The organism is Pseudacidovorax sp. NFM-22 (assembly GCF_021401245.1).
Taxonomy (GTDB): Bacteria; Pseudomonadota; Gammaproteobacteria; order Burkholderiales; family Burkholderiaceae_C; genus Xenophilus.
The window spans coordinates 641,541-668,530 of record NZ_JACBFY010000003.1; the positions used below are offsets into that span (position 1 = coordinate 641,541).

General features: G+C 61.1%; 25 protein-coding genes and 1 pseudogene. 11 read left to right on the plus strand and 15 right to left on the minus strand.

Going from position 1 to position 26,990, the window contains the following annotated elements; all coding sequences use genetic code 11:
* The first annotated feature begins 48 nt into the window (after positions 1–48).
* Together L0984_RS14065 and L0984_RS30080 are read left to right on the plus strand one after the other, a co-directional pair.
* Complete coding sequence (locus tag L0984_RS14065) at positions 49–1,305, plus strand: tyrosine-type recombinase/integrase (RefSeq protein ID WP_234194241.1); 1,257 nt, start codon at positions 49–51, stop codon at positions 1,303–1,305.
* Positions 1,306–1,461: 156 nt separating this feature from the next.
* Positions 1,462–1,578 (plus strand): annotated as a pseudogene (locus tag L0984_RS30080) (type IV toxin-antitoxin system AbiEi family antitoxin domain-containing protein); the annotation flags it as partial.
* A 293-nt stretch (positions 1,579–1,871) separates the two neighbouring features.
* Here L0984_RS30080 and L0984_RS14075 read toward each other — a convergent pair.
* Positions 1,872–2,225, minus strand: a complete 354-nt coding sequence (locus L0984_RS14075) for a helix-turn-helix transcriptional regulator (protein ID WP_234194410.1) — start codon at positions 2,223–2,225, stop codon at positions 1,872–1,874.
* A 303-nt stretch (positions 2,226–2,528) separates the two neighbouring features.
* On the opposite strand from L0984_RS14075, the gene L0984_RS14080 reads away from it, so the two are divergent.
* The 5 genes from L0984_RS14080 to L0984_RS30085 all read left to right on the plus strand — a co-directional run bounded on the left by L0984_RS14080 (position 2,529) and on the right by L0984_RS30085 (position 7,366).
* Positions 2,529–3,698, plus strand: coding sequence for a hypothetical protein (locus L0984_RS14080; RefSeq protein ID WP_234194243.1), 1,170 nt, complete (start codon positions 2,529–2,531; stop codon positions 3,696–3,698).
* Positions 3,695–5,488 (plus strand): ATP-binding protein, encoded by a 1,794-nt coding sequence (locus tag L0984_RS14085; RefSeq protein ID WP_234194244.1) that lies wholly within the window; start codon positions 3,695–3,697, stop codon positions 5,486–5,488. Before L0984_RS14080 ends, L0984_RS14085 begins: the two co-directional genes overlap by 4 nt.
* 12 nt (positions 5,489–5,500) lie before the next feature.
* Positions 5,501–5,926 (plus strand): hypothetical protein, encoded by a 426-nt coding sequence (locus tag L0984_RS14090; protein ID WP_234194245.1) that lies wholly within the window; start codon positions 5,501–5,503, stop codon positions 5,924–5,926.
* Positions 5,927–6,340: 414 nt separating this feature from the next.
* Entirely contained in the window at positions 6,341–6,964 is a 624-nt protein-coding gene (locus L0984_RS14095; protein WP_234194246.1) for a tyrosine-type recombinase/integrase, read from the plus strand.
* Between the two features lie 171 nt (positions 6,965–7,135).
* Positions 7,136–7,366: a DUF7661 family protein gene (locus tag L0984_RS30085; RefSeq protein ID WP_234194247.1), complete on the plus strand. Its 231-nt coding sequence runs from the start codon at positions 7,136–7,138 to the stop codon at positions 7,364–7,366.
* Between the two features lie 1,046 nt (positions 7,367–8,412).
* Here the strand turns inward: L0984_RS30085 and L0984_RS14105 are convergent.
* The 14 genes from L0984_RS14105 to L0984_RS14170 all read right to left on the minus strand — a co-directional run bounded on the left by L0984_RS14105 (position 8,413) and on the right by L0984_RS14170 (position 22,400).
* Positions 8,413–9,408, minus strand: coding sequence for an alpha/beta hydrolase family protein (locus L0984_RS14105; RefSeq protein WP_234194248.1), 996 nt, complete (start codon positions 9,406–9,408; stop codon positions 8,413–8,415).
* 392 nt (positions 9,409–9,800) lie between these two features.
* A complete protein-coding gene (locus tag L0984_RS14110; protein ID WP_234194249.1) occupies positions 9,801–10,085 on the minus strand; it encodes a glycine zipper domain-containing protein in 285 nt (94 codons plus the stop codon).
* 149 nt (positions 10,086–10,234) lie between these two features.
* Positions 10,235–11,560, minus strand: coding sequence for a sensor histidine kinase (locus tag L0984_RS29990; protein ID WP_234194250.1), 1,326 nt, complete (start codon positions 11,558–11,560; stop codon positions 10,235–10,237).
* A gap of 26 nt (positions 11,561–11,586) precedes the next feature.
* A complete protein-coding gene (locus tag L0984_RS14120) occupies positions 11,587–12,270 on the minus strand; it encodes a response regulator (protein ID WP_234194251.1) in 684 nt (227 codons plus the stop codon).
* Between the two features lie 21 nt (positions 12,271–12,291).
* A complete protein-coding gene (locus tag L0984_RS14125) occupies positions 12,292–12,969 on the minus strand; it encodes a phosphatase PAP2 family protein (RefSeq protein WP_234194252.1) in 678 nt (225 codons plus the stop codon).
* A gap of 428 nt (positions 12,970–13,397) precedes the next feature.
* Positions 13,398–13,802 carry a hypothetical protein gene (locus L0984_RS14130; protein ID WP_234194253.1) on the minus strand — a complete coding sequence of 135 codons (405 nt, stop codon included), beginning with the start codon at positions 13,800–13,802 and terminating at the stop codon, positions 13,398–13,400.
* A gap of 220 nt (positions 13,803–14,022) precedes the next feature.
* Positions 14,023–14,388: a hypothetical protein gene (locus tag L0984_RS14135; RefSeq protein ID WP_234194254.1), complete on the minus strand. Its 366-nt coding sequence runs from the start codon at positions 14,386–14,388 to the stop codon at positions 14,023–14,025.
* Between the two features lie 825 nt (positions 14,389–15,213).
* A complete protein-coding gene (locus L0984_RS14140; RefSeq protein ID WP_234194255.1) occupies positions 15,214–15,513 on the minus strand; it encodes a hypothetical protein in 300 nt (99 codons plus the stop codon).
* Between the two features lie 162 nt (positions 15,514–15,675).
* On the minus strand, positions 15,676–17,472 hold the full coding sequence (locus tag L0984_RS14145; protein ID WP_234194256.1) for a hypothetical protein: 1,797 nt from the start codon (positions 17,470–17,472) through the stop codon (positions 15,676–15,678).
* A complete protein-coding gene (locus L0984_RS14150; protein WP_234194257.1) occupies positions 17,469–18,746 on the minus strand; it encodes a dsDNA nuclease domain-containing protein in 1,278 nt (425 codons plus the stop codon). The genes L0984_RS14145 and L0984_RS14150 overlap by 4 nt, the downstream gene beginning before the upstream one ends.
* A gap of 97 nt (positions 18,747–18,843) precedes the next feature.
* The gene (locus L0984_RS14155) at positions 18,844–19,287 is read right to left on the minus strand and encodes a tetratricopeptide repeat protein (protein WP_234194258.1); all 444 of its coding nucleotides are present in this window, start codon (positions 19,285–19,287) and stop codon (positions 18,844–18,846) included.
* Positions 19,288–19,541: 254 nt separating this feature from the next.
* Entirely contained in the window at positions 19,542–21,044 is a 1,503-nt protein-coding gene (locus L0984_RS14160) for a retroviral-like aspartic protease family protein (RefSeq protein ID WP_370645976.1), read from the minus strand.
* Positions 20,959–21,681: a DUF2569 family protein gene (locus L0984_RS14165; protein ID WP_234194260.1), complete on the minus strand. Its 723-nt coding sequence runs from the start codon at positions 21,679–21,681 to the stop codon at positions 20,959–20,961. The genes L0984_RS14160 and L0984_RS14165 overlap by 86 nt, the downstream gene beginning before the upstream one ends.
* A 404-nt stretch (positions 21,682–22,085) precedes the next feature.
* Positions 22,086–22,400, minus strand: a complete 315-nt coding sequence (locus L0984_RS14170; protein WP_234194261.1) for a SecDF P1 head subdomain-containing protein — start codon at positions 22,398–22,400, stop codon at positions 22,086–22,088.
* A 382-nt stretch (positions 22,401–22,782) separates the two neighbouring features.
* Here L0984_RS14170 and L0984_RS14175 point away from each other — a divergent pair, with 382 nt between their 5' ends.
* The 4 genes from L0984_RS14175 to hxsA are packed head-to-tail and all read left to right on the plus strand — an operon-like array spanning position 22,783 to position 26,928.
* A complete protein-coding gene (locus L0984_RS14175) occupies positions 22,783–23,643 on the plus strand; it encodes a restriction endonuclease (RefSeq protein ID WP_234194411.1) in 861 nt (286 codons plus the stop codon).
* A gap of 50 nt (positions 23,644–23,693) precedes the next feature.
* The gene (hxsB, locus tag L0984_RS14180) at positions 23,694–25,133 is read left to right on the plus strand and encodes a His-Xaa-Ser system radical SAM maturase HxsB (RefSeq protein WP_234194262.1); all 1,440 of its coding nucleotides are present in this window, start codon (positions 23,694–23,696) and stop codon (positions 25,131–25,133) included.
* Positions 25,133–26,266 carry a His-Xaa-Ser system radical SAM maturase HxsC gene (gene hxsC, locus L0984_RS14185; RefSeq protein WP_234194263.1) on the plus strand — a complete coding sequence of 378 codons (1,134 nt, stop codon included), beginning with the start codon at positions 25,133–25,135 and terminating at the stop codon, positions 26,264–26,266. Before hxsB ends, hxsC begins: the two co-directional genes overlap by 1 nt.
* On the plus strand, positions 26,263–26,928 hold the full coding sequence (gene hxsA, locus L0984_RS14190) for a His-Xaa-Ser repeat protein HxsA (protein ID WP_234194264.1): 666 nt from the start codon (positions 26,263–26,265) through the stop codon (positions 26,926–26,928). Before hxsC ends, hxsA begins: the two co-directional genes overlap by 4 nt.
* The last annotated feature ends 62 nt before the right edge of the window (positions 26,929–26,990 follow it).

The following is a 26,990-nucleotide window of genomic DNA, read 5'->3' on the forward strand; positions in this document are numbered from 1 at the left end:
TCCTAGCCCTTGACGGTAAAAACCGTCTTGAACAGGAGGAAAACCTCGATGCTCACCGACACCGCGCTGCGCAACCTCAAGCCTAAGTCCTTGACTTACAAGGCTTCCGACCGTGACGGTATGTATGTGACGGTATCGCCGGCCGGCACTATCGCGTTCCGCTACGATTACCGTCTCAACGGCCGCCGGGAGACCCTGACCATCGGCCGCTATGGGCCGGCCGGCATCACGCTGGCCATGGCCCGCGAGAAGCTGCTGGACGCCAAGCGGGCCATCGCCGAGGGCCGGTCCCCGGCAATGGAGAAGCAGCGCGAGAAGCGCCGCCTGTCCGCTGGTCAGAACTTCGGCGACATGACGCTGCGCTGGATGGCCGACGCGCGCATGGCCGACAGCACCCGAGCGATGCGCAAGCACATCGTCGATCGGGACATCCTGCCGGCGTTCAGGAATCGACTGCTCACCGAGATCAGCGCCGATGACCTGCGCGCGCTGTGCGGCAAGGTGAAGGCGCGCGGCGCGCCCGCCACCGCAGTCCATGTCCGCGACATCGTGAAGCAGGTCTACGCGTTCGCCATCCTGCACGGCGAGAAGGTGGACAACCCGGCCAACGACGTGGGCGCGGCGTCGATCGCGACCTTCGTGCCGAAGGACCGGGCGCTGTCGCCGGCCGAGATCCGGCTGGCCTTCCACCAGTTGGAGTCCATCGCGACCTACCCGACGATTCGGCTGGCCCTGCGCATGGTCCTGCTGACGCTGGTACGCAAGAGCGAGCTGATCGAGGCGACCTGGAGCGAAGTGGATTTCGAGAAAGCCACGTGGACGATCCCGAAGCAGCGCATGAAGGGCCGCAACCCGCACGTGGTCTACCTGTCGCGGCAGGCGCTGGACATCTTCGTGGCGCTGCACACATGTGCGGCCGGATCGAAGTTCGTGCTGCCCTCGCGCTACGAGCCCACGCGCTCCATGTCGCACGCGACCCTGAACCGGGTGACCCAGCTCATTGTCGAGCGTGCCAAGGCGGCCGGTCTGCCGCTGGAGCCGTTCACGGTGCATGACCTGCGCCGCACGGGCTCCACGCTGCTCAATGAGGTAGGCTTCAACGGGGACTGGATCGAGAAGTGCCTGGCGCACGAGGAAGGGCGCTCCTCGCGCTCGGTCTACAACAAGGCCGAGTACGCCGAGCAGCGGCGCCACATGCTGCAGGAGTGGGCGGACATGGTCGATGCCTGGATCGATGGGCGCACCCATGTGCCGAAGCTGCTGCCGGACAACGTGGTGGTGCCGGTCCTCAGTGCGACGTTATAGGGGGGAGGGTCACACGATCGATCTCTTCGAGCCGGCGGCCGGAGCACGGCGGTCGATTTGCTTTCGTTGCTGAAAGTCACTCAAGGTGATCTTTTCATGGCTTATTTAAACCGCGGAAGCTCGGCGAGAGTTCACGAAAGCGGCATTTTGCTCGCCATGAGTGATCAGAATCCCGGAAAGCTGAACCGCCTGACGGCTGAACTGGGCGATACGCGCCTGGTCTCCACCCGCTGGCTGAGCGCGCACGGCTACTCCATCAGCCTCGTCGCGCGCTAGGTGGGTATCGATTTGGCCTGGCTGCCTGTGCATGACTATGCAGAGGACGCAAGGCTGATCGCGGACGCGCTCGCGTGGCTGGCCAACGCGCTGCGCGCCCGGCCTCTGCAACTGCAGGTGCAGACGTCAGCAGGGGAGGGGGCGAGGACAGTCACCCGGCTGGTGGCCAGACGCGGCCGTGCGTGCGTGCAGATGGTGCGATGGGTCTTGCCACTGCCAAGGTGATACAGGTTATGCCGGCGCGTACACGTTAGGGCGGACGCTGTGTACCCTTGCGGTGTGCGGCGGTCTTATCTCACCGGGCGGTACTGGCGCTGCCTCACGTCGGGGCCAATGGGAGTGCGGAGCTTCGCTGATCGCGAGTCCTGCTTGCGAGATTCGATCCAGGCCTCGACTTCTTCTAAGTCCCAGACGACGCAGCGGGGGGTGAGGCGGAAGCGTAGGGGGAATTCGCCGCGCTGCTCCATCTCGTAGATGGTGGTCTCGGCCAGGGGAACGATCTGGTGCAGTTCGTGGCGGCGGATCGTGCGGCGGAAAGGCAGCGGGGCGTTGGACGGGAACTGCGGGAGGTCACTGTACCGTGCGGCACCAGGGTGCGGCAGGGCGGGGCTTCGCTCGGAAGACGGCGACGACGGCGTTTGCATAGTGGCAACCGTTAAGAGATCGTTGCCGCTCATGGTGGCTATCGAAGGTGATCGGAACAACCTGCTGGAGCGAAGCCTAGAGTGGGATGGCCGTTTCAGACTGAAAGCGGCCGGACACCCGTTAGCCGATGAATGACTGCTGCTAGGAAACGCGGACAGTGGAAAGCTCAGCAATACGGGCAAGATTGCTTCGTTGTACTCTGTTGGGGCCTCAAGAGCATCAAGCTTTCCGAGTCCATCGGCCATTGCAAGTGCGGATGTGGCAGTATTTCGGGCTCCAACAAGAGCACGAGGGACAGGCGAGTGATCTCAATAGAAGACATCTACAACCAAGACATCAATTTCCTGTTCGGATCAGGGGCCTCCTTCGGCCTACTTCCGACTCTCCAATTGCAGCTGCAGACGGGCGTTGAAGATCGTCGCTACAGCGTCGAAGAACTGGCAACCAAGTTCGAGCGCGAGAAGGACCGGCGGTTAATCCCGCTGTTCATGTACTACTACGCTAACTGCATCCGACCGGCGGAAATGCTACGGCTGGACGCTGTGACCGCCGAGCCTGGCGCAACGGTCATCAAAAACTACCGCACCTTCCTGCTCACGGCGCTGGAGATGGTGAAGCGACGAAAGGCGATGGACAGGCGCTGCAACGTGTTTACAACCAACTACGACGGCTGTTTTCCCCTCGTGGCCGACGCTCTCATCAAGGACGGCAACATTGACTTCGTACTGAACGACGGCGCTAGAGGGTTTATGCGTCGCATCGTGCAGGCCCGGAACTTCGGGGCCTACCTCTGCCACGCCGGCGTCTTCGGGCGCTACCAGAGTAGTGTCCCGCAGCTAAACCTAATCCATCTGCACGGTTCGGTCTACTGGCGCAAGCTGGAGGCGGCGATCCAGGTCGACTACGACCTGAAGGAGAGGGAGGACTTGCTGGATGCCGACGCTCGGGCGCTGCTGCAGCCGTTTTCGGATGCGCTGAACAACCCGGCGGCCACGCTCGACGATTTGCCCGACACAGGTTTCACCGACGACACGCTGAATGCGTTCTGGGCCAAGTACGAGCTAATACCCATCGTGAATCCGACCAAGTGGAAGTTCCACGAGACGGTCTATGAGGAGCACTACTATCAGATGCTACGCCTGCTCAGCTATGAGCTGGAGAAGCCCAACGCTGTCCTGATCACCTTCGGCTTCTCGTTCGCTGACGAGCACATCCTCAACCTCGTCATACGTTCGCTGTCGAACCCGCGGCTGCAAGTGTTCATCTGCTGCTTCAACAGCTTAGAACGTACATCGATGGAGCAGAAGTTCAAGGGCTACCGTAGCGTCAAGTGCCTGCAGCTCGACGATGGAGTGATGAACTTCACCGCCTTCAACGAGAAGGTCCTGGCGTGGCCGGATGCGACAGACCTGGCGGCCACGGCTCCCGCCGCTGCCCACGCCGAAGCCGGCGGCGCTGGAGTGCCGGCATGAGCATCCGGGTCGGCGAGGTCATAGCGGTCCATGGCACCAAGGTGGTTCTGAAGATCGACGAGCAGTCAAGCAAGGAGACCCTGTTCTTCGAGGGCGACAAGTACAAGGGGGTGTCGATCCGCGAGTACCTGTCAATTCAGCGGGGCTTCCGCGACATCATTTGCATAGTTGAAGGCGAGTTTCTGGACGAGGGCCGCACGGAGCTGCAGGACGGAAAGCAGACCTTCGTGCGCAAGGTCGAGGCTAGGCCGATAGGCTACTTCGACCGTGCCGGCTTTACACAGGGCATCAAGTACCTGCCCATGATCCAAGATGCGGCCTACCTGATGCCTGAGGAGAAGATCAGGTCGATCTTCGATCGCAAGACTGATGGCGACTTTAGGATCGGGCGGATGCTCAAGGAAGAGATTGCTGTCGGGCTGCCGTGGCGGCGCCTGTTCAACAGCCACGTTGGCATCTTCGGCAACACCGGCAGCGGCAAGTCCAACACCCTGGCCAAGCTGTACACGGTGCTCTTCGACAAGAAGCTGCCGCTGATCGAAGGGAAGAGCCGGTTCGTCATCCTGGATTTCAACGGCGAGTACGGCGGCGAGCAACTGGCACCGGCGGCCAGCAAGACGGTCTACCAACTCTCTACCCTGACCAACCCCGACCCGAACGATCCGAAGGCGAGATTTCCCCTGGCACCGCAGGAATTCTGGGAGCTCGAGACTATGGCACTAATGTTCCAGGCCACCGCCAACACGCAGCGCCCCTTTCTCAACAGGGTCATCACAGGTAAGCAACGCTTCGGTGTGAACCTCGCGTCACTGGCAGCGTATGCCAAAGCCAAGTTTCGGCAGTCATTCTGCGCCGGAGAGGTTAAACCGGCGACGCTAGACCTGATGCGCACGGTGGCCAAGCGGATGGGAAACCAGGACATACTCAATATGTTGGGCCACGTCACCTGGTATCGCAATGGCCGTTTCAATTATCACGGCGCGTTCATCGACCCGGACGGCGCCCAGTACAACGCACATATCGCGCCCATCGTGGATACGCTGGATGCCCAGGGCCTCGATGACTTCGATCAGCTCGTGCTGCGGGTCAATCTTCAGCTGATCTCCGATTTGAACGCGGGCTACGTGCAGTTCGAGCACATCCAACCGCTACTCAAGCGCGTAGAGTCGTCGCTTGCTAGCCTGCGCAAGGTGCTGACTATCTCGGACGTTCCTCCCGTCGAGCGACTGCTGACGGTCATCTCAATGCGACGCTGCAACAACGAGATCAAGAAGGTCCTCCCGCTGCTGTTCGCCAAACACTTCTACAACAGCCACAAGACCACGGTTGCCAACCCGCCAGACCGCACAATCCACCTCATCGTCGATGAGGCGCACAACATCCTGTCTGACCAGTCGGCGCGCGAGGCAGAGAGCTGGAAGGACTACCGGCTGGAGCAATTCGAGGAAATCATCAAGGAGGGCCGCAAGTTCGGCATGTTCATCACAATCGCGAGCCAGCGACCAGCCGACATCTCTCCCACCATCGTCTCGCAGCTACATAACTTCTTCATCCACAGGCTGGTAAATGACCGGGATCTCTATCTTGTCGAGAACACCATCTCGACGCTGGACGCTTTGTCTCGCAGCCTCATTCCAGGCCTCTCCCAGGGCTGCTGCGTCGTAACCGGCACGGCCTTCGAGTTGCCGATGGTGATCCAGGTGGATCGCCTGCCCAGCCACAAGCAGCCAGCCAGCGAGGACGTCGACCTCGAGAGGCTCTGGAGCACGCCGCCTGAGGCCGCTCACTGAGAAGCAGTCACCATGGCCGATCCCGCCATCACGTTCAGCGTTGTCGGCGATGAACTGCACATGTACTACCAGACCCGCGACAGGGATGACCGGGTCTATCGTCGGTTCGAAAAGGGGAAGGACTTGCTGGTCAGACGAACCTTCCGGCTGTTCAAGCAGTTTCTTGTCGACCCACTCGTGGCCGCGCTACATGCGGATGCAGGTGGCCGACAGGAACTGGAGTTCGGCGAACACGAGCCGATCCTGACTTTTGTCGTGGCGCGCGCGGTCGACAGCCTGTACTTCGAGTTCGATGACAGCGTTCTGGAAGTAGGCATACCGGTCCTGCTGGAACGTGCTGCCCGACCAACATGGAGATGGTTCACTGCCGAGGAGAGAGTTTCGGTCAGGACAGTTCAGGCAACAGGACTTGCAGCAGCCCCGGTCGGCGTTCATTGACGCTCGTACGGCCGGGACTGTTCGACCGGACGATCGCCAATGCCCCGCGTCTTTCGGCCAACTAGGCCGATTGCTAGAGTGGCTGCGGCAATCACGACCCAGTCTGCAGAGTGATGGCATGATCGCGCAAGTCGGCGCACCAGAGGGCTTTCACGAATGCCCTCATTGCATCAGGTCGCAGTCATCATGATTTTCCCCACGAGGGGCGGCTTTCGCTGCATAGCTGCCGGTGCGGTGCCGAGGGGCAGCTTCAGACTGATTGCTGTCGCTCGCCTGCCCAGCCACGAAGGACGGCTTCGATCAAGAACGGACGCTGGCCACTTGCAAGACCATATGCAGCCCACATGGTCACTCGTGGACAGCAGCATCAGGAAGGAGCATCTTCATGACCCATCCACTCGATGGGAGACCATCATGGAAGCCGCTGCCCCCGTTGTTAACCGCGAACCCTGGAACAATGGCAAGATCGTCGGTCAGAAGGCACCGCTCAAGCCCAAAGATATTTGGGCGCTGCGCGTACGCCTTCAGATGGAGAATCGAACACGAGAACTCGCGCTGCTCATCCTCGGGATCGACAGCAAGCTGCGCGGATGTGACCTCGTCGCACTCAAAGTCCGCGACGTCTGCCACGGCGACCAAGTCGCTTCGCGTGCCGTTGTCATGCAGCAGAAAACGCGGCGTCCTGTGCAGTTTGAGATGACGGCCGCCACGCGCGAGGCACTTCAGTCCTGGATCAAGGCGAGGTGCCTGAGATCCGAAGACTTCCTGTTCCCCAGTCGGCTGCACCGATCCCCTCATCTTGGCACCCGCCAGTACGCCCGAATACTGCATCATTGGGTCGAACGGCTCGGCCTTGATCCAGCAGACTACGGAACGCACTCCATACGTCGCACCAAGGCGACGCTCATCTACCGCAGGACCAAGAATCTCCGCGCCGTGCAACTTCTACTCGGCCATTCCAAGCTCGAATCAACCGTGCGGTATCTCGGCATCGATGTAGATGACGCGCTCGATATATCGGAGCAAACCGAGCTTTGAAAGCACTTTGGTCGACGACGGTATGTGCCCCCTGGAGGGGCATCCCTGCTGTTGCTTCGGCGCTGCAGCGCGGAGCGCAGCATCTCTCTTAGGTGCCACCCGCTGCTTCGAGGATCACGATCGGGCCAAAAGTTGCCCGTGTCCGCTGGCCAGCTTGAAGGGAACGAATCCATGCTCTGCCGCTTCAATTTGTTCGGTCGAATTATTGCCGTCGAGCGGGTGGGGGAAGCCTGGACTGCGTACTTGGTGGGAAACGAGGGCAAGCGAAGGCCGGCAAGCCTCGCGATCCCGTCCGATTTGGCCCCCGCCGAGCTGTCCCAGTACCTATACGACATCTACCATGAGGCTGCGACACCCACAAACGGCGATGTCTTCGAGATTCCCTCCGCTCAGAATAGGTAGCCCATCGTGGTTCGCGCTCTATCGACGGGCCTCGGCCGAGAGCGGACGCACCAGATGAAAATAGTGGATAGAGAAGCGACCTTCGCCGCCATTGAGGCGGAGTTCCGAACACAGCAGTTGGGGTACGTCTTCCGAGAAGCCGAAGAGTTTGCTCGGTTTGACTTGCGCGCCACCTACGTTAGGGGCGACGACGCTCTGAAGGTTCGGCGATGCAGCGAACACCTCGCAGACCTGTACCACGCCGCCTGCGCACTGCCGCCTCGACCCGATGACCAGGCGGATGGAGCGCGGTCGAAAGCTGCCCTGCGCGCGTTCTTCCGGCACTTGTACGCTTAGGTTCGACGTCTGCTTTGGGCAAGGCCCGGCACTCAGCTTCGGGCCCTTCTCTCGACTTCGTCCAGAGGCTACAGTCGGCCAAGAGCGGAAGTCCAGGGTTGAGATACTATTGGTCTGCAAGCCGTAGCGAAGCAGTCACTGGGCGTGCTTCCCTTTCGTCAGCTCCGTGCTCGTTGCAGACCTCCGGCTGGGCTTGTCGAACAAGGGCGTCGGCCAAAAGCGGCCCCAGGCGGCTAACCCGCACCAGTGAATTGGCACTCCGCTGGCGGATGCAGGCGTCAAACACATATGGTTCAGCTCTCAACTCTGCCCACGTCTGCCGCTCCTGCGTTCAAGGGGGGTTGACCTAGAGCAGCGCTGCGCCAAGAATCGTTAGGTGCCCATCCGCGGTGTTGAAATAGCGGGTATTCGGACTGGCCGCCGTCCCCGGGTTGACGCTCACGCCGCCACCGTTGAACAGCACCAGCACACTGTTCGAGGTGCCGCGCTTGAAACTAGCATGGTAGGGTGCGGCCAGTGCAGATTGGCTCCTGCGGGATAGACGCCATACCAAGTCCCCAGCTCGGCATCGGCGACAAAGGCCAGGAATTATTCCTTTGCTGCTTCTTGCAGTTCGCGTAGGCCGCAACAGCGCCGTCACGCTGGCGCTCAACAACGCGTTGCCGAAGCAAATTTGGCAGACTGGGAGGGTGAGTTGCCGATGCGATTTCTCAGTCAAGAGGAAGATAACGATCAAGATACTCGTCGATCTTCGTCCCCAGGACCTTTGACATTTTCGGATCTCGATTGAGTCCATGCCCGGAATTGGGAAATACGAGCGCATCGTGAGGAACGCCTTGGCGCTCGAGCGCCTGCAGCAGGCCGGTGCTCGCAGCGAAGGGGGCCACCTTGTCCAACGCACCGAAGGCCACCAGTGTCGGCGGCGCGGCTGGGGTGACCAGCGCTGTGGGCGTGATCGACTTCAGAACATTCCGGTACGTGCCCGAGCGCATCATCTCCGCGCTCACTGGCTCGCCAGTCATGATCGAGACGAAAGCGGCGCCCGATGTGGCCGTTTCGTCGGAGGCGAAGTCATCGTCGATGCCGAACCACGCCATGGGATCGAACGCCGCCGGGCCGACCAGCGAGATCACGGCATTGACTGGCACAGGCGCATGCTCGGCTTCCCGATAGGCATAGATCATCGCCAGCGCCCCGCCGGCCGAGCCACCGCCGATGGCCATGGCATCCACGGGATAGCCGCGGCTCTTGGCGGCCTGCACAATCGACGCCACGCCCTGCTTGACATCATCGGCCATCGTTCTGACGTTGGCATTGTTGCCGTTGCCGTTGCCGTTGCCGTTGCCGTTGCCGTTGCCGTTGCCGCTCAAAGAGTAGTTGATGGTCGCGGCCACGTAACCCTTGGAGGCTAAGAACTTTGCGATGTTTGCATCGTCGGCCTTGTCTCCGCCGGTGAAGCCACCGGCATGGACGTAGACGACCAGCTTAGTGGCGCGGTCGCGATTGGCGGGAAGGTACAGATCGAACTTATGCAATGGACCGCTGCCGTAGGCGATGTCCGTTTCGATGGAACCCACGGACTCATTCCAGTCGACTTTGCGAAACCCTCCAAACTCACCGCCCGATATGGCTGTCAACGCAATGCCAAGGCCAAACGACAACAAGAACACCAGAAGATAGAGCACACGCCAAACGCTCTTTTTCATCCGAACATCCTCCCGCCGAGCAGATAATCGAGCGCAAAATTAAAGCTCAACCAACCTGCGGTTACACCGGTAGCAATCAGCACACAGATGATCGCGGCGCGCTTTTTTCGACAAGTCATGTAATTTTCTAAATAGGTTTGACGCGAACTTTCTTGGTTGCGGTCTGAAAGATTGGATAGGTAGGCATCGATCTTTGTCAGATACAGCTAGAACCTGTCATCGTCGTTCTCAACCCCGTGACCGGAGTTAAGAAACGTCGGTGCATCGTTTCGTTTCAGCGCATCCACGAGATGGCAGAAAGCCGATTTGCGACCACCTCGTAAAAGTTGCCGTAGGCCGCCAGGTTCGGCCGGGCGGCCTTCGTCAACGTCTTGAACAAAGGCGTGCGAGCTTCAACGCATGTAGTGCGGCCGGCCGTGGTCGTCGCGCCAGTAGCGGCCACGTCCATCCTGGTAGACCTGTCGTTGCTTTCCGTCTTGCACGATGGCGCCGACCGCTGCGCCGCCCACCGCTCCGACGGCGGCACCGGCTATGGCATCACCGCCAGTCATGGCCGAGATGGCCGCGCCTCCCGCCGCCCCGATGAGCGCACCGCGCAGCGCGGAGCGCGACTGGCGATCGGTCGCGCAGCCGGTGGCAAGGGCGCAGCAGAGCATGGCAACAGTGAGGGCTTTCAAGACTTCTCTCCAACAATCCGGCCGGGGTTCGATGCAGACGATGGGCCAGTGATCAAGGTCCGCGTGTGCATCGTCACTCAAGCCCATTGCCTCAACATTGCGCTAACCAGCGACGCGCCTGCCAAGGCGCGCAAGCGCGAGAGAAGGCGCTACTGCGAGCCCGCAGCCTGGCCGATCGCGAGCCGCACGCTCGCGCCACCCAGTGGCGATTCCCCGATCTTCAGCCCGCCGTGATGGAGCTTGGCAACCTCTGTCACCAGATACAGCCCCAGTCCTGTACCGTGGCTCGATGAACCGAATCGCTTGAAGGGCTCGAGCACCCGCTCTCGCTGCGACGCCGGGATGCCTGGCCCAGAATCGTCGACCACCAGCGTGGCTGGCCGCTCGACCGACACACGAATCTCACAGCCTTTGCCGCCGTGATCGACGGCATTGAGAATCAGGTTGGAGAGCGCACGCTCGATCGATGGTGAATCGGCATCGACCTTCGTCGTTGGCCCGGGCTCCAGCGAGATGGTGCACCCGCTGGCGATGACCAATGGCGCGAGGTCACCCACGACCTGCTCACACAGTTCTTGCAGGTCTACCGGTTGGAAGTTCGCCACAGGCCGCTTCAATCGCTGAACGTTCAGCAGGTTCTCCGCAAGCAGCATCAGGCGGGTCGTGTTGCGCTGCAGGATCAGCTTTTCCGAATGGGCATCCGGCAACGAATCAATTTGAATGCGCAGGGTGGAAATGGGCGTGCGCAGTTCGTGTGCGGCATCCGCCAGGAATCGCGCCTGACGCTCGTGTGCTTCGCGAAGGCGCTGAAACGCACGGTTGACGGCCTTGATGAAGGGGCGAAGCTCGGAGGGGATCTGATCGCCAGGCAGCGGCTGCGACAAGGATTCAATGTCAACGCGCTCGATCTGCGCCGCTGCAGTGGTAATTCGCCGAAGCGTTCGCTTAACGACAAATGGCGTGGCCACAGCCACCACCAACGTCGTCACCATGGTGACCGGTGCAATCAGAATCAGATAGGCAAACAGCCACAGCCTCAATGTTTCGGTCACGGACATGGGGCCGCCTGCTTGCACCACCAGATTGAAGGCTCCGTTCGGCGATTCGATGTGTTCCAGGCGAGCCTGCGGTCGCTGCTCTTCATCGAGCAAGTCCAGCGCGGATCGCCCTATTCCCTTGGCTGAACGTGCGAGCTCCACATAGCGCGGTGGCACATTGCCGCGTTGCAGTTCATGGCCCGCCTCGTCGCGCGCAATGAACCAGTAGTCGGGAGCCTTGTCAAAGACTTCGCGGGTCCGGGCGTTCGGCTCAAGCACCAGTTCGCCGCTTTCCGCTCGCAAGATGGCTTCACCCAGGACTTTCGCAATCCGTGCACCGCTTTCGTCGACCATCCGGCCGGAGCCCCAGGACCATGCGACCAGGGCAGCGAGCACCGAAACGCCAGCGACGACCTGCAGCGTGATGAGCACGCGCACCAGGCGACCACGCAAGGAACCTGCCTTCAAGTGCGCCTCGCTCGTTCACGGAGGAGGTAGCCAACCCCTCTGACAGGATGGATCTCCACCAGAGCCTTCATCTGCTCCAGCTTCGCGCGAAGACGCGATACATGCGCATCGAGCGAGTTGGACTGAATATCTTCCGCGTCGGCATAGACGCGGTCGACCAACCGGTTACGCGCCACGGTGCGGCCCGTGGAGAGCAAGAGCGTTTCCAGCACCAGCAACTCTCTTCTTGGCAGCGCGAGGTAGTCGTCGCCGATCCTGACATCACGCGTTTCGTAGTCGAACGTCAGATTGCCCACCTTGGCGACATCGCGAGCGACGACTGAAGGCCTGCGGGCCAGCGCTCGGATCCGCGCCAGAAGCTCGTCGATCGCGAAGGGCTTGGCCAAGTAGTCGTCCGCACCGCCGTCCAGGCTTCGCACCCGTTCGGCCACCTCGATCTTTGCAGTTAGCACCAGAACAGGCATGAACATCTGCGCCGCCCGCACCTGCGCCACCAAAGAGAGGCCGTCTCCATCGGGAAGGCCGCGGTCGACGACCAGGACATCGTACGAAGCCGCAAAGACAAGCTCACTGGCGTGCCGCAGTGAAGCGGCCACGTCGACGATCATCTTCTGGGCGCGCAGTGCACTGGCCAGCGCGGCAGCCAGGTCGGCGTCATCTTCGACAACAAGAAGTTTCATGGGCGCCGGTAAGCACGGCTCTCAACGAGCCCGCGTTCGATTCGCAGCCGAAGATGATGGCTGCGCAGCAGAATCTTCGTCCAGCCCCGCGCGGAGTAGCTTGTGCGCGCCCGCTACCCAGTGCACGGCCACCCAGCCGGTGACCATCCCGCCAGCGACGTCCAACAGCACATGCTGGCGCGTTGCCAGCGTGGCGTAGACGACGGCCAGACACCAGGCGCCGTTGAACCATCGAGTCCAGCCGGGCGCCTGGATGCTGGCAAGCTGGCTGTGAAGCACACGCGCAGCGAAAAGAGCGAAGGCGACATGGAGCGAAGGAAAAGCGTTGCCTCCTGCATCGGAAGACTTGAGAAACTGCATCAGCGGATATTGTGACCAGTCGATCCCCGTGGCATCCACATACGTTGGCCACATCCAATAGACGAACATCGCCGTGACCACCATGACCAGCGCGCCGCTTGCGTAGGTCAGCAAGGCCTGCCTGTTGGCTGCGAAAGCGGCAGGTAATGAGACGTAGAGCCAAAGGGATGCGTAGGGCACGATCGCCCATTGCTGCACGCCGAGCCACGCATCCAGTCCGGTGACGGGGACAGGTGCCGCCCTGTACGCCGTCGCCTGCATGATCCAGAAATAGATGGGAAAGAACGCGGCAATCGACAGCGATGTGCCTAGCATCTTGGTGAGCCAGAGCGTTCGCATTCGAACAGCCACGGCATGGGTCCAAGCGTGCTGGCGTTGTCTGCTCGAGTCCGGAGAGTCTTTCATAGGAGGTCGCCTTTGGTGCACTGCACCGAAGACGCCCAGCGTACGAACAAGCATTACGTGAACATTGCGCGAGAGGCCCGTAGTCGGCAAGTAGTGCAAACTTCTCTATCGCCCAGGCGGTTCGCTTTCCTGGGAACCACATCCGATGCGAGGGGTTCTTGTCGATCCAGACGGGCGCTGCAACCTCGCCTCGCCGCGAAAGCCGACGTTGGGGCTAGGACGGCTTGATGCCGAAAACCAGTCATTCCGGGGCGCAGGTGCCAAGGACGGCAACGGGCCCAAAGCTGACGGTCGTCCTGCCCCAAAGCGCACGGTCACTGAAGGTCTCGATGCGACCAAAGCTGCAAGAGGAGACCGGCTAATCAGCTCTTTCGAATCTTGGTTGTTCCGTCTGACATGCGCAGCGCCTCAATCCGCCACTCGGGCTCGGGCATGCCATCGTGCCTCTGCACACCAAATACCTCGACTGCACCCTCTGCATTCGTCGGTCCGGCCGCCCACCATGCGGACTCGTAGGGCATGTCACCGCGCTCGTGGTCGTAGCTCACCTCGATTTCCTCGGCCACGTCCATTGCCACTTGAGTCAACCAACGAAGCAGGGGGACATTCCATGTGCCCACATAACCACAAAATTCCGGATCACCGAAGTCGTTCTCGCCAAGCACCTGTCGGGATCCCGCGGTTGCCCAAACAGTCTGGTCCCCGGGCGTCTGAGGATACTGTTTGCCGTACAGGTCCTCGACTAAGAGCAATTCGGTGATGCTCATGTAAAGCAAACCATCGTACGACTTGGCAGTCTCGAGAATCCGGCGTAGTGAGTCGCAGGTCTTCAAGTGGTCGACCGCTTGACCAGCCTCTAGAAGCTTTAGCGTTGCGTAAATTGGCATAGGTAGGGGCGGGAGCGTGTGACTGCTTTTGGCCGACTGTAGCCCTCTGCCAGGCGTACGAGAAGGGCGCTAGGCGGACTTTGCTCTCCGCGCAAAGCGGTCACTCGTCGAGCTCATTTCCGCCATGCTCGGTGTCGCCAAGTTCTTGACGGGTGGGCGTCTTGCCCTTGATTCGTCGAAGGCTGGTGAACCCTTCTTCGGCTTCCTGAAGCGTGAGCTTCCCCCGATGCACGTCGCCGGCTTTGAACAGCTCGTGTGCCGCTCTGAGCTTGCTCCGAGATGCTTCCCACTGGGCAATCCGTTCTGGGTCTCTGAGTAGCGAACGGACCGATTCGTACCCGTGCTCCAGGCCCGCGAACACATCCGCAAGCGTCAAGCCGAACTTGAAGTCGGGAGCGTAGGCTCCAGCCCAAGCTAACGCATCGCGGGTTTGAGCGAATCCCTCGCGCTGGTACCTCAAAGTCATTGATTCCTCAACGTCTGCTGGTGGCCGCGGGCTGTCTTAAGCAAAAGCCGCGATGTCATCCAGCGCGTCTTCAACCCTTCCCGCGACCGCTGGGTCTGCAAGGAGCGGTGTCAGTGCTGCCACCGCCCGCGCCTTCTCCAGATTTCGATGCACCCTTGCAACGTGTCCTAGGCATGTTGCGGCCAGACCTCGGATGTCTGGGTCCGCGTTGGAGAGCTCTTCCAAGCAGCGGTCCTGAGCCCAGAGCCAATCAGGCTCGTGCAACGCGATGGCAATGAGCGCGCGACACACCACCGCCGACGACCGGGAGGCAAGTGCGTCCTCAGCGTCTTGCCGCGAGAGGGGAGAAACGTCGTCAAACCTTTTCATCGGGCAAGCTTATTTGCAGTATTGGGCGGCACGGTCGAATGACAGGTTGTGGCCGACTGTAGCCGGCTGTCATGACCACGCAAAGGCGCCCGAAGCAGATCGCCAGAGCACCCGCGAGCAGACATGCCAGATCCACGGCGCCACTACTCTTTAGCCTCTGAGCACCGCTTGTGAATGGCGACGCTACGATGCCGAGTTCTTTGCTCGTACTGTTGTCCACGTCCAATGGCTTCGAGCCTCGCGGCGATTTCGGAGTCAATCGGTGCGCCCTGTTCCAGCCACCCTAGGGCAAGCGCTGGCCAGTAACCGGTCGGCCAATCTAGAGCACCAAGAAGAATCTCGCGTACCGGCATCGAGCCTGAATAGGACGTGTACGCTGACTCCAGCGCCGGTAGAAAGCGAATGAACTCGGGGTCGGATGGCATGGCTTGGCGTCTGCTTTTGGCCAAAGGTGATTCATCCGACTTGCCAGTCTTTCTGGCTGGTTTTCACCCAGATCAGACCGCCCAACACAGTTCCAATCGGGAAGCCGATGAGGAGCAGGGTGCCCAATACCCGCGACAGCGCTTTCCCCCAACCAGACCCAGCCTTCGCGCCGTGTGCCGCCCAAAGATGAAGACCAATGGGAACGGCCGCAATAAAGCCCAATATCCAAAGCCCGTCCAAGCTAGCCGTTGACCTAGTCACCACCGCGTAGACGATGAAGAGAAAGACGGCCAAATAGAAAGCTGCGATACCTCGGTGCAGGCGCACCAACGATGTGTTCCGCATACGAGCCCTCGCTCCAATTGATTTGTAACTGGACTGTAGCAGACAGCTTTTGAGCTGCCCACCCGAGCGTCGGCTCTTGGCCGACAGCGGCGGGCCGCAAGGATAGCCCGAGGGACCGCTTCCGCTGCATTGCAGCCCTCGTGACGGTCACTCGTCCTCGTCTTCTCCGGCGTCGGCAACAGGGATGTCTCCGTCCTGGACAGGCTCGTCGGCGACTGGCGCTTGCTTCAGTAGTTCGTCGTGCATTGCCTTGACCATGCCGCTGAGCGCCTCGACGCCTGGACGAAAAGACTCCTCCAGCAGAACGTGACGTTTGACGCCGAATTCCAGGATGCTGCAGTCGTCAGGCGGCACCCAGTTGTCCGGAATCGACTCGGTCGCGACCATGGTTTGGCCCGAATGAACTCGCTCCAGGATGGTGTCGAGCATCCGCCCGAGGCTCACAGGATCCTGACCCGACTGTTGCGGCGTATCGACGATGAACGGAAAGATGGGGCCGTCGCCGTACTTCGAGTGAGCCGACAGCAACGCAAGGTGGTTTGCCAATACTGCGCGTGGCGCGTAGCTCCCGCTTGCGTTCGGCGAGCGCGTGCCAATCGTCACCTTCGCAGCGATTTCGACCTTGGCGATGTCGAGCATATCTGCGTAGGAAATCAGGTCTTCCTTAAACGATGCACGAATCCGCTTCTCTCGTTCCTTGTCGGCCAAATCTTTGAGCCTGCTGTCGTACTCCTGAAACTCTTCAGTGGCAATGTCAAGTTCCGCCGCGAGATCGCGGCGTGTGACGTCGTAGGCATCCTTGAGTACGGACAGGCTTTTTGCGACCACTACGTCAGCCACCGGTCGGCCGTCGCGCTGAACCGTCAGAGACTCGTTCAGCGAGCGTAGGCGCTGTGCGACAGCATTGAGCTTGGTCTGGAGGGCCACCTCATCACCTTGCAGCTTGTCTCTTGCCGTTTGCAACCGAATGACCACTTCGTGGATGTCGTGCGCGTCGGTGGCAAGCGCTTGTCGTGCGTGGAAAGTCGCCGTATGGACGTGCGAGCAAGTGGGGCAGACCAGTGACTCGTCGTCTGAATAGTCGGCGAGGAAAGCTTGGTCCTCGACGAGTTCACGTTCGCTGGCCAGAGCCATGTTCAACTCGGCCGTGAGCTGCTGCCGCTTCTGAGCAAGCTTGAATAGGTCCGCGCGTACCTCGTCTTGTTCGTCGCGCAACTTCTTCGTCAAATCCGACACCTCGCGAAGCTCGTGAGCGAATTGGCTTTCGTCGAGAGTGGTCGTTTCCGCTGGGAGCATTTCCACCACACGCTTGTAGGAAGTCTCCTGTAGCTTCAAGTGCACCTTAGCGGTCTTGAGCTGAACGGCCGACCGCTCTCGATGCACCTGGGCGTCAAGGTAGGCCGCGGTCTTCAACCCGGTAAATGACGAGAAGAGCGGCGTTTGCCACTTCACGAACTGGCCCAGGTACGGGAAGGTCGCCCATTTCGGGCCCCATCCGCTGTCTTGGTCGATGTAGAACGGAAGCATGGCGTAGTCGGGCCCAGCCAAGCCAAACTCACCTTCCTCCTTGCGCTGAAGCATTAGCTTGAAGCCGAAGGTCTCAGAGAAGAACTCACTCCACTTCGAGCCGGACTCGGTCGCAAATACAAGAAGTCCCAGGTCATCGAATGCGGCGCGCTTGCGACCTTGCCGCAGGAAGATGAACTTCCCCAACGAGCCAACAGACAGCTCAAGAGCTGCGACCACGTTCGCGTCGAACTCGCCCGCGGCACGTCTTGCCGGTTCGCAGCCGAGCGCCCAAACTAGGTGCTTCAGGACACGCGACTTGCCTGTGCCGTTATTGCCCGCCAGCAGGTTGCGTCGAGGATGAAATTTCAGCTGCCTCGCGCTCGCGTCTCTTTCGGACAGCAGCCAAAGCTCGTTGAATACCACGATGGGGCTCATGATGCTGCCTCAGGTTGCGAACCAGCCGCAGCAGTTGAAAGGTGTCGGAGTGGTTGTGCATTTTTGAGAGTCATCGCCATCAGGCAGTAGAGGAAGCCATCGGAGTACAGGTGTGAGTCCCGAACCTTCATCATGCGCAGGTCCGCCAGCCACGCCGGCAGTCGAGCCTTGAGGTCTCCGTTGGCTTTGTATTGGTTGTTCTTGATGTATAGGTCGACCAGCACTTGGGCAGTGAGCCAGACCACGCTGGCGCGATTGGTGACTTCCGCGCAAGCGGTGTTCACCGCAGCCTCCATCTCCTGGACCATCTCGTAGTCAGCCACCTCGGCATTCAGCCGCGCGATGACCTGCGCGACCAAGTCTTGTGTTCGAACGTGGGTGTCGTTGGCTGCAGCGAAGTATTGAGTCACCTCAGCCCTCGTAACAGCGCGCTCAAGCAGGCCCGCGAAGTCCTTGGCGTAGGCTCGCTTGCCGGCTCGCTGCTGCACATACGACGCTACGAGACAGATGGCAATGAACGGGGCATTGACTTGCGGCTCAATTTTCTTGAGCTGACACAGCTCCACCAACTCGCCAATGGCAAACTTGTGGGCTTCCTCAGTGGGACAGTTGGTCACAGTCAAGCGGAAGCCATCAAGGGCAATCGCTTCGTTTTCAGGCACTTCAAGTTGCTTGCGAAAAGCCTCTTGGACTTTGGCGACTGATGCGGCTGGCAAGTCGCATAGCTCTACTGCGGTCACCGTTTCGTTTTGGTCATCGTCCCCGACTCCAACGTAGAACGGTGCGTTCGAAGCGAAGATGAGTTCCGGAGGCCGCGTGAGCGCAGAAAAGCGCTGGCGGTGGAAATACAGTTTGGCCAGCGGGGACTGTCCCGGCTTGCGCGAGCGAAGGAGAATCCGTCGCTTCGGTGCGGCCGTTGCGCCTGTCTCGTCGATGTTCGCCTGCACTAGTTTTGCCGCAGGTGCCGGCGGTGGTGCCAGCAGTCCATTCAAGGTCCAGTGGTGCGTCGATTCGTTCTTCTTGAGCTGGATGAACGTGACGCGCGTGGGCTGCTTGGACGAGTCAAGCACCGCTATGTCCTGCTGCCATTCAAGTACGACGGCATAGTCCTCGCCGGTCGCATGTGCCTTTAGGGTCTCAAGCACAGCTTGCCAGACCTGAAAGCTGAACCCACGGACAGCATGCTGTCCTCCAGTCTCGTCTCCGCTCCTGTCTTTGAACAAGGAGAGAACGTCCTGAAGGCTCGGTTCGCCGCCTGAATTCGCGTTCGTCATGCGCGAAGCTTATAACAGTTGGTAACGCATTCGGTAGCAGTGTCCGCTTCTGGCCGAATTCTGCACGACGGCCGCAGGGTGCCCGCAGCGTAGTACGTCACCACACGCCGGAAGCGGGCGGAGCAAGCTTCGTTTTCAAGAACGCGAAGTACTTGGGGTCGTCTAGAGCAAATATCTCCTTTCCTTCCAGCATGTACGCTCTTGTCAGATGTTCTGCTGCCACTTTCTCTTGCCCTCGCTCAAGTGCGCATTGGCCGAGGCGCAGATGAAGGAAGGGGTTGCCGAAACCACTTGGACAGCGCATCGCGTACTCCATTGCCTCTGAACCTGAGACGAAGAAACCGCCGAGAAAGCATGCGTCGCCTATGGCGGCGAGGATCCAGGTACTGGGTTCCCAATCGGCCTGCGGTGCTGGCACCAACGCCCAAGCCTTGTTGTACGTCGCGATTGCCTCTTTATAGCGCCGCTGCTCAGCAAGCGCGTCCCCGTCAGCGCAAAACTGCTTGATATTGGCGTGGATGGCACTCGGCAAGTCGTTCATGGCGATTGGTGAACTGAAGGAAGGGCGGGAAGGTGAGCTTCTGGCCTGATTGTGTCGGTGATGCGAACGGCTGCTTCTGGCCGTACGCTGTCATACAGCATCCGGGCCCAAATCGCCTGATATCTGACTTCCGCGAAGTTCGCGCCGCTGTCCCATCGGTTCTGCGCTTCGTTGGCCAAGCATGCTTAGAGGCTGACTAGCGCCCGGGCTTTCCTCACGTAGGCGCCGAATGGGAGCACCTCTGCTATGGCCCCTCACTGCGGCCCGCGACGCGCTAGCAGCATAAATTCCACACCCTGCGCGCGCACTGATTGCATGTCGAAGTGCGCCAGGCTGGCTTGGCCCAGCAGCGATGCGCAATCTGCGCAGGCGATGGCCGGCACGTTCTTGAGCTCGAATGGGCCGACCCTCATTGATTCGATGACGATGCCTCTCGCCAGCGCCACCCTGCCGTCGGCCGTCCTCATGTTCACCTGCGGCTCAGTCACGCGATAGACCGCCTTCGTCTCACGCAGCACCGTGTCGCTGAGGCTCGTCCGGCTGGCACCGGTGTCGACCATGAAGGCTCGCGGCTTGCTGGAGCCGAGAGTTACCGGCGCGAAGAAGTGGCCACTGAAAGCCGGTAGACGCAGCGCCGTGCGCTCCACGTTCTTCTCAGGCTCGGCCTGCTCGATGGCTGTCTCTATGGAAATCCGCTGCGCCACGAAGTACGGCCGCCCGCCCTTGGCTTCCAACTGGTTGTCGTAGGCCTGCAGCAGAGACAGCGCCTCGTAAGGCCGATTTGTCTTGAGCAGAAGGCTGGCCAAGTGCCCTCTGACGTCCACCAGGCTCGGCGCCACGGACAGCGCCTTGTATGACCATTCGATGGCATCTCCTGTGTGACCAAGCTTATCGTGGCTGTCGGCGTAGAACGCGAAGAGGTCGTATGCGCCTGCTCCGAGGTCCAGCGACCTCTTCAGGTGAACGAGGGCCTCCTCGTGCTTGTCGCGCAGATTCAGAACCATACCCAGGCGTGCGGCGCCGACGGCATCATCAGGTCGAAGCCGCACGTATTCGCGCCAGCTTGCCTCCTGGCAGCGCAGATCGCGCAACTGAACACACTTGTTGGCCTGAGAGCGGAGATCCTCTGCAGTCAAGTTGTCCCTATTGAACCAACGCTCCGCGTAGCCGCGGGTCACGAGCGTGCTTACCCCAGAGACCGCAAGCAGCACAGTGCAGCATCCGACGAAGACCTGGAGGCTTGTGCGCTGGCTCGGGTAGTCGCTCCAGAGCGAGAAGATGGCGACCCCTCCAACCGGCAGCAACAGGGCGCCAAGGCCGACGCCGAACGCGTAGGGCAGCGAAGCCCTCTCGGGAAGGTGAAAGGCGAGGCCAAACCAGACCAGCAACACGGCCAGCACGATCGCGATGGTCCACAGCGGCGCGCCCGCCGTGCGTTCGCGCAACCGATCCTGCTTGACGAACCCCGGCTCGTCATCGACGGGCGGCGCGGCCCGCCCCCTGGACAGTTCCGGGACATGGTGGAGCGCCTTCCAGGCCAATCGTCCTTCGCGCCAGACCTGCGTGTTCAAGCTGATGGTTCTCGCCTGGAGGAGCTCTTCGAGTTGCGCCGCGGACACTGGGCCGCCTCTGTTCTCACCTTCGGCGTACCACCAGACCTGTTCGGCTTCCTCAGCAACAGGGATGGCGGCCAGGGCAGGCGCCGTCCGCGATGGCAAGGAGGCAGGCGGGCCGGGCAAAGGCGCCTCTGCGAACACCGGGTCTTGCCGGTCCTCGAGCGTTTCCCGGCGCCCTGCGCGCGCGCAGGGACTTGAGCGGCTCCTGGTCCTCGGTCTGCTTGGCACCGAAGTAGGTATTCCTCACTCGCTCTGAGTTGGTGAAGTAGAGGTACCAGAGGAAGCTTGAAAAGAAGGCGCGCACTGTTTGTGCTATGTCCTCCCCTGCGCCGTTCACGTTCAGGAACGTCCAGGCAGCGCCCACGTCGCCCAGGTACATGACGAAAGGACTGATGGCAAGGTATCGCTTGGCATGCGCAACGCTGTCCGGCTCGAACCTCGTGCGCAGCCGGTTGGCCATCCAGACTTGCCAGCCGATGACGCCCAGCACCAGACACCAGCAGAACGCCTTGTACGGAACATAGCCTGGCAGTCCCAGGACGCCCGGCGTGCGGGTTTCAGCCGTTTCGAAGTTCCTGACGAGAGAGCCAATGCTGAGTAGTGGCGAAAGGACGAAAGAAACGACCAGGAAGAAGCCGAGCCAGCCTCCCGTCCCGTACAGCCTCTGGACCTCTGTCACCTTTTGTCGGGTCAGGCGCCCAACGACCCACGCGCACCCGGCCACGAACGCAATGAATATCGCAAGTGGCGCCAGAGAGCCGATCTGCTCCTTGGTCAATTTCCGCTCCTCAGTGTTTTATTAGTTCTGCAACCAGCCCACCTTCGGTCTCTCGCCCTCGCGGGAGACGCGGGCCAACCTCGAGCAGGTTTTCGATGCGGCCGGCGAATGGCGGGCCCCGCCCCTGGTCAACGGTCGAGCGGATACTTCTGTCCTAAGTTGATGTTGCCACCTGTAGCTTATCCGCACACAGTCTTCTCTCCGAGATCAGTCTCGTGGCCCTGGGCTGCTGCCGGTTTCATTGACACCGACTCAAGCTTGTTGAGCTTGATCGAACCGTACGAGACTGACGTAGTCACCGGAGGCCGCAATCATCGGGCACCCCACGAAACTTGCCGCCACCCATCTGGAGGAGTCAGTTGCGCGGTGGCTGACTATGATCAATATTCAGCGAGGGCGGGCACTTAGCGCTTTGCACCCATGAGCCGGCTCACCATCTTCTCGGCCTCGTCCAGTTTGCCACTTGAAAGTCGCAGAGCTATCTTCCCACCAAGCGTGCCCTTGACACTTGCAACTATGCTGGGATTGCCATCGACGAGCACCGCCAAGAGGCCTCCCCTATTCCCAGCTGACCAATTTGCAAGCCTTGTGGTCGCATCCCTGTCGAAGGTGAGAAGCACTGCCGGCTCGTCGCAGTCCAGTACGGCCTCGGCAGACTCAACATCCGCAGTACTTGCGAGGCTGTCTTGGGCAAGCCAGAACTCCTGCATGCCGCTCACGTCTTGCTTCGGGTGAACTCGCCGGTAGTCTGGGCGGCCGGAACTACTGGCTGGTACCAATTCAACCGTCGACTGCGGTGGGCCAGCTCTGTGCGGCGAACCCCCTGGAACTCGCACAATGCCGCACGTTGACTCAGCGCTCGCCCCGTAGGTCAGGAGAAGGCTCAAGCACAGCAGCCCAATTGTTCTCGCTGTTCTGGTAGCAAAAATCATGACGTTCGCGAGTGTCCGCTTCTGGCCGGAACCGGCCGGTCGGGAGGATAGCCCGGAGGTCTGCTTCCGCTGCACAGCCGTCATTCCTAAGGCTCGGGAAAGTGCCAGCTCTGAATCATTGCGAAATGTTTCCGATTGAGGTAGCTTGCCTCCTGAGGAGAGCGCCATGATGCGGAGACGAGGAAGAGCGAGTACGGCCGAAGACCTGATGGACTTGGTCGCGATGCTGCCCTGGTGGGCCGGGATCGGGCTGGCCGTGCTGAGCTATTTCTTGCTGCATGCGGTGGCGAGTTCGCCGCTGCCCCTCGCTAAGACGCCGCAGGACATCGGCCAGCTTGCCACCAGCGGCATCTGGCGCGGCTTGGCCTACGCAGGCCAATACATCGTTCCCTTCATTTGCGTCATGGGGGCACTCGCCTCGGCGATTCGCCGCCGTGAACGCCGGACGCTGATCGGCTCTGTGGCTCGTAGTGATGCTGCGGACGCGCTGGATGGAATGGGTTGGAGGGAGTTCGAACTGCTCGTGGGTGAGGGCTTTCGGCAGCATGGCTACGCGGTTTCGGAAGTTGGTGGCGGCGGGCCTGACGGCGGAATCGACCTCGTCCTCATCAAGGCCAGCGAGAAGTTTCTGGTCCAGTGCAAGCAATGGAGAGCGTTCAAGGTCGGAGTGACCGTGGTTCGCGAGCTGTACGGTGTCATGGCGGCGCGCGGCGCGGCAGGTGGTTTCGTCGTGACGTCTGGGCGGTTTACCGAGGAGGCCAAGGCTTTTGCCAGTGGTCGCAACATCCGCCTGATCGACGGCCCCGCGTTGCTTCACTTGATTCGCCGAGGGCGGTCCATTTCGCCAGCTGTGTCCGAGCCTGCACATGGTGAGGCTGTCGCTGCTTCTTCCGCTCGCGGTGGGGCGCCCTTGTGTCCGGTCTGCTCGAAAGCAATGCTTCGCCGTGTCGCGAAGCGCGGAGCGTCGGCCGGGAATGCGTTCTGGGGATGCTCTGGCTATCCTGGCTGCAAAGGCACGCGGTCGATATGAGGCGGCTGCGGGCAGCCTGTTTTCCGCAGGGTGCTGCGAGGGCATAGGCCGTGGCGTACGTGACCCAGGTACAGCCCTTTCGCAGTCGTGTGCTGCCGGATGGCTTTGTCGTGGCCACAGCGCGCAGTGGTGACCACGCATTATTCTCCGCTGAGGAGTTCGATCAGTTCCAGCAGTCTCCGGCGAGCTTGCCGTTGCGACGGCAGGCCGAACTGCGTGCGCGGTTCCTGCTTGGTGACAGTGCGCCGTCGGCGGGCATGCGCCGGTTGATGAACTCGCGGGTCGCGGCGAAGCGAGAGACGGTCTCCGCGGGGCCTGCGTTGCACATCATCGTGCCGACCTTGCAATGTGCCCACTCCTGCCGCTATTGCCAGGTCAGTCGTTCGCTGCATGACCAGGGCCATACCCTCTCGACGGCTGACCTGGACGCCGCCTGCGACACGATCTTCGAAAGCCCGGCATCCACGTTGACCGTGGAGTTTCAGGGCGGGGATCCGCTGCTGCGCTTCGACCTGATCGAGCGCGCCATCCTGCGCATCCAGGCTCGCAACGCGTTCGAGGGACGCCGCATCCGCTTTGTCGTCGCCTCGACGCTGCATCAGCTCGATGCTGCGATGTGCGATTTCTTCAAGACCCATGGGGTCTACCTGTCCACCAGCATCGACGGCCCGCGCGATCTGCACAACCGCAACCGGCCGATTCCCGGGCGCGATGCATACGAGCGGACGTTGACCGGTGTCGATCTGGCGCGAAGGCACATCGGGGTGGACGCAGTGGCAGCGTTGATGACCACGACCAAGGCGTCACTCGATCAGCCGGAAGCCATCGTCGACGAGTACGTTCGGCTGGGATTCGGCGAGATCTTTCTGCGGCCGCTGAGCAGTTATGGTTTCGCCAAACGCAACCAGGCTCTGCTGGGCTACTCGGTGCAGGACTTTTTCCGCTTCTACCAGCGAGGTCTGCAGCGCGTGCTGCATTGGAATCAGCAAGGCGTGGTGATCCGCGAGGTCTATGCGTCGATCCTGCTCAACAAGATGCTGTCCACCTTCGACGCCGGCTATGTGGACCTGCAGAGCCCGACCAGCGCCGGCGCCAGCGTGCTGGTCTACAACTATGACGGCTACATCTATCCCAGTGACGAGGCGCGCATGATGGCCGAGACTGGCGACACCTCGCTGCGCATGGGGCGGATCGGAACGCCGCTCGAGGCGCTCCTGGTTTCGCCCGCACGGGCCGAGCTCGTGAAGGCCAGCAAGGTGGACGGCATGGCTGCGTGCCAGGCTTGCCCCTACAGCCTCTTCTGTGCCCCGAATCCCGTGGATGCGCAGGCGCAGTTCGGCACGCCCTTTGTCCCCCCACATAACACCGAGCATTGCCAACGTCACCTGGGCATGTTCGATGCCATGTTCATGGCGGTGCGTACGGCGGATGAGACCTTGCTGGACCTTTTCCACGCGTGGGCACGCCCGACGGCGGAGACCCAGGTCTGATGCGCAAGCTTAGGGCCACGTTCCAGCCGGGATGCGAAGTGCTCGTGCATCGGGTGGTCGGCTATGCCGAGGTCGGCGCCGAATGGACGCCTCACCTTCGCTTTCTGGTGAAGGTCGAGTCCAAGGAGGAGCGGGCTGGCGTCGAAGCGCTGAAAGATGCGGCGCTTGCCAACGTCGCCTGGGTTCAAAGTGCGGCGCTTCAGGACGGTGACGTCGTTGTGCCGCATCCCGATAGGGACGAGGCCGTCGTGCTGATGCGGGAGTCGGACACGCACCACGCGTTGTTCATGACCAACCGGTGCAACAGCTACTGTCTGATGTGCTCGCAGCCGCCCACGCCGGGAGACGACAGTTGGCTGGTGGAGGAGGCCGTCGACGCCATCCGCCATCTGCGCCATTCGCCGGACGTGCTCGGATTGACCGGTGGCGAGCCTCTGCTGTTAGGGGCTGGACTCCGGCGGGTGCTCGATGCCGTCGCCCAACACCATCCACGGACCCGGGTGGAGGTGTTGACCAACGGGCGGCTGTTTGCCGATCCGAAGGTGGTGTCGACGATTCTTGACGGGCTGTCGGTGCCGGTCCGATGGCTGGTTCCGCTCTATGGTCATGCCGACTTCGTGCATGACTTCGTGGTCCAGGCGCATGGCGCCTATGACGAGACGTTGGCTGGACTGCTGGCGCTTCAGGCGAATTGTCAGGCCATTCAGCTTCGCATCGTGCTGATCGAACCTGTGTTGCAGGTCCTGCCGGAGCTGGCAGGATTCATTGGCCGTAACTTGCCTTTTGTTCACGAAGTTGCCTTGATGGGGTGTGAGCCGACTGGATTCGCGCTGGCCAACCGCGCCTTGTGCGAGGTGGATCTGAGCGCGTGGGGCAGTACGCTGGAGCAGGCGGCACGCGTGCTCCGGCGCCATGCCGTTCCTCATTTATTCATGAATGCGCCGCTCTGCGCGCTACCCCGGACGCTGTGGCCCGTTGCCAGTCGGAGCATCTCCGATTGGAAGAACGTCTACGCCAGCGAGTGCGACCGGTGCGCCGTCAAGGCCAGATGCGCGGGGCTGTTCGCGTGGCACGAGAAAGGCTGGAAGCCCGCGCCACTGAAAGCCATCGAGGCAGGGGAAGTCATCGCATGAGCAAGTTCATCCGCAATCTCTCGCTGTTCGTTGCCAGTATTCCTCTGATGACCACCAAGAGTCTGTCAGTGGTTCCCGGCCCCAAAGCGGAGATCGAGCCGCTGGACGCGACCGGGGCCGTTCCGCTGCGGCCATTGAACCTGGAAGCCGACAACCTGTTTGCGGGTCATCGCTCCCATTCCAGTCATCGGTCCCACTCGAGTCACAGCTCGCACTATTCGGGTTCCGGCGGCGGCAGTTCGAGCTATCGTGCTCCGGCCTATGTGGCTCCGAGTCCTGCACTCGCTCCGTCTTATGTGCAGCCTGCACCAGCGACAGCACCCACGCCTTCGCGGGCTTCATCGCAGTACGAAGCAACTCCCGGGAACGCGACTAGTCGATTCTCAGCTCCCGGGTCCGCCGCGCGACCTGGGCAGACTGTCCCCGGCAACTCCGCGGCGGCGCGGGAGGAACTGACCCATTCGGAAAAGCTACGTCTCCAGATCATGCGCGTGCAGATCAAGCTCAGGGGGCTGGGGCTGTATGACGGACCGGTGGATGGGGCGATGAACGAAGACACGCGACAGGCGCTGCGCTATTTCCAGGACATCAAGGGCTTGCAGAAGACCGGCACGATGACGACGCCTACGCTCAACGCCATGGGCATTCCGGCAGTCAACTAGCTTCAGGATGTTTGGCCGAGAGCGAGAGATGGATGTCTCTTCATGGTCCTTGCCGATGAGCC

What these genes read in the sequence shown, in the direction of transcription:
- hxsC (WP_234194263.1), top strand. Translation starts at nt 25,133, where the DNA reads ATGCGCAAGCTTAGGGCCACGTTCCAGCCGGGATGCGAAGTGCTCGTG.
- L0984_RS14145 (WP_234194256.1), bottom strand. Translation starts at nt 17,472, where the DNA reads ATGAGCCCCATCGTGGTATTCAACGAGCTTTGGCTGCTGTCCGAAAGA.
- L0984_RS14120 (WP_234194251.1), bottom strand. Translation starts at nt 12,270, where the DNA reads ATGAAACTTCTTGTTGTCGAAGATGACGCCGACCTGGCTGCCGCGCTG.
- L0984_RS14090 (WP_234194245.1), top strand. Translation starts at nt 5,501, where the DNA reads ATGGCCGATCCCGCCATCACGTTCAGCGTTGTCGGCGATGAACTGCAC.
- L0984_RS14085 (WP_234194244.1), top strand. Translation starts at nt 3,695, where the DNA reads ATGAGCATCCGGGTCGGCGAGGTCATAGCGGTCCATGGCACCAAGGTG.
- L0984_RS14095 (WP_234194246.1), top strand. Translation starts at nt 6,341, where the DNA reads ATGGAAGCCGCTGCCCCCGTTGTTAACCGCGAACCCTGGAACAATGGC.
- L0984_RS14105 (WP_234194248.1), bottom strand. Translation starts at nt 9,408, where the DNA reads ATGAAAAAGAGCGTTTGGCGTGTGCTCTATCTTCTGGTGTTCTTGTTG.
- L0984_RS14130 (WP_234194253.1), bottom strand. Translation starts at nt 13,802, where the DNA reads ATGAGCATCACCGAATTGCTCTTAGTCGAGGACCTGTACGGCAAACAG.
- L0984_RS14125 (WP_234194252.1), bottom strand. Translation starts at nt 12,969, where the DNA reads ATGCGAACGCTCTGGCTCACCAAGATGCTAGGCACATCGCTGTCGATT.
- L0984_RS14135 (WP_234194254.1), bottom strand. Translation starts at nt 14,388, where the DNA reads ATGACTTTGAGGTACCAGCGCGAGGGATTCGCTCAAACCCGCGATGCG.
- L0984_RS14150 (WP_234194257.1), bottom strand. Translation starts at nt 18,746, where the DNA reads ATGACGAACGCGAATTCAGGCGGCGAACCGAGCCTTCAGGACGTTCTC.
- L0984_RS30085 (WP_234194247.1), top strand. Translation starts at nt 7,136, where the DNA reads ATGCTCTGCCGCTTCAATTTGTTCGGTCGAATTATTGCCGTCGAGCGG.
- hxsA (WP_234194264.1), top strand. Translation starts at nt 26,263, where the DNA reads ATGAGCAAGTTCATCCGCAATCTCTCGCTGTTCGTTGCCAGTATTCCT.
- L0984_RS14155 (WP_234194258.1), bottom strand. Translation starts at nt 19,287, where the DNA reads ATGAACGACTTGCCGAGTGCCATCCACGCCAATATCAAGCAGTTTTGC.
- L0984_RS14175 (WP_234194411.1), top strand. Translation starts at nt 22,783, where the DNA reads ATGCGGAGACGAGGAAGAGCGAGTACGGCCGAAGACCTGATGGACTTG.
- L0984_RS14075 (WP_234194410.1), bottom strand. Translation starts at nt 2,225, where the DNA reads ATGCAAACGCCGTCGTCGCCGTCTTCCGAGCGAAGCCCCGCCCTGCCG.
- L0984_RS14065 (WP_234194241.1), top strand. Translation starts at nt 49, where the DNA reads ATGCTCACCGACACCGCGCTGCGCAACCTCAAGCCTAAGTCCTTGACT.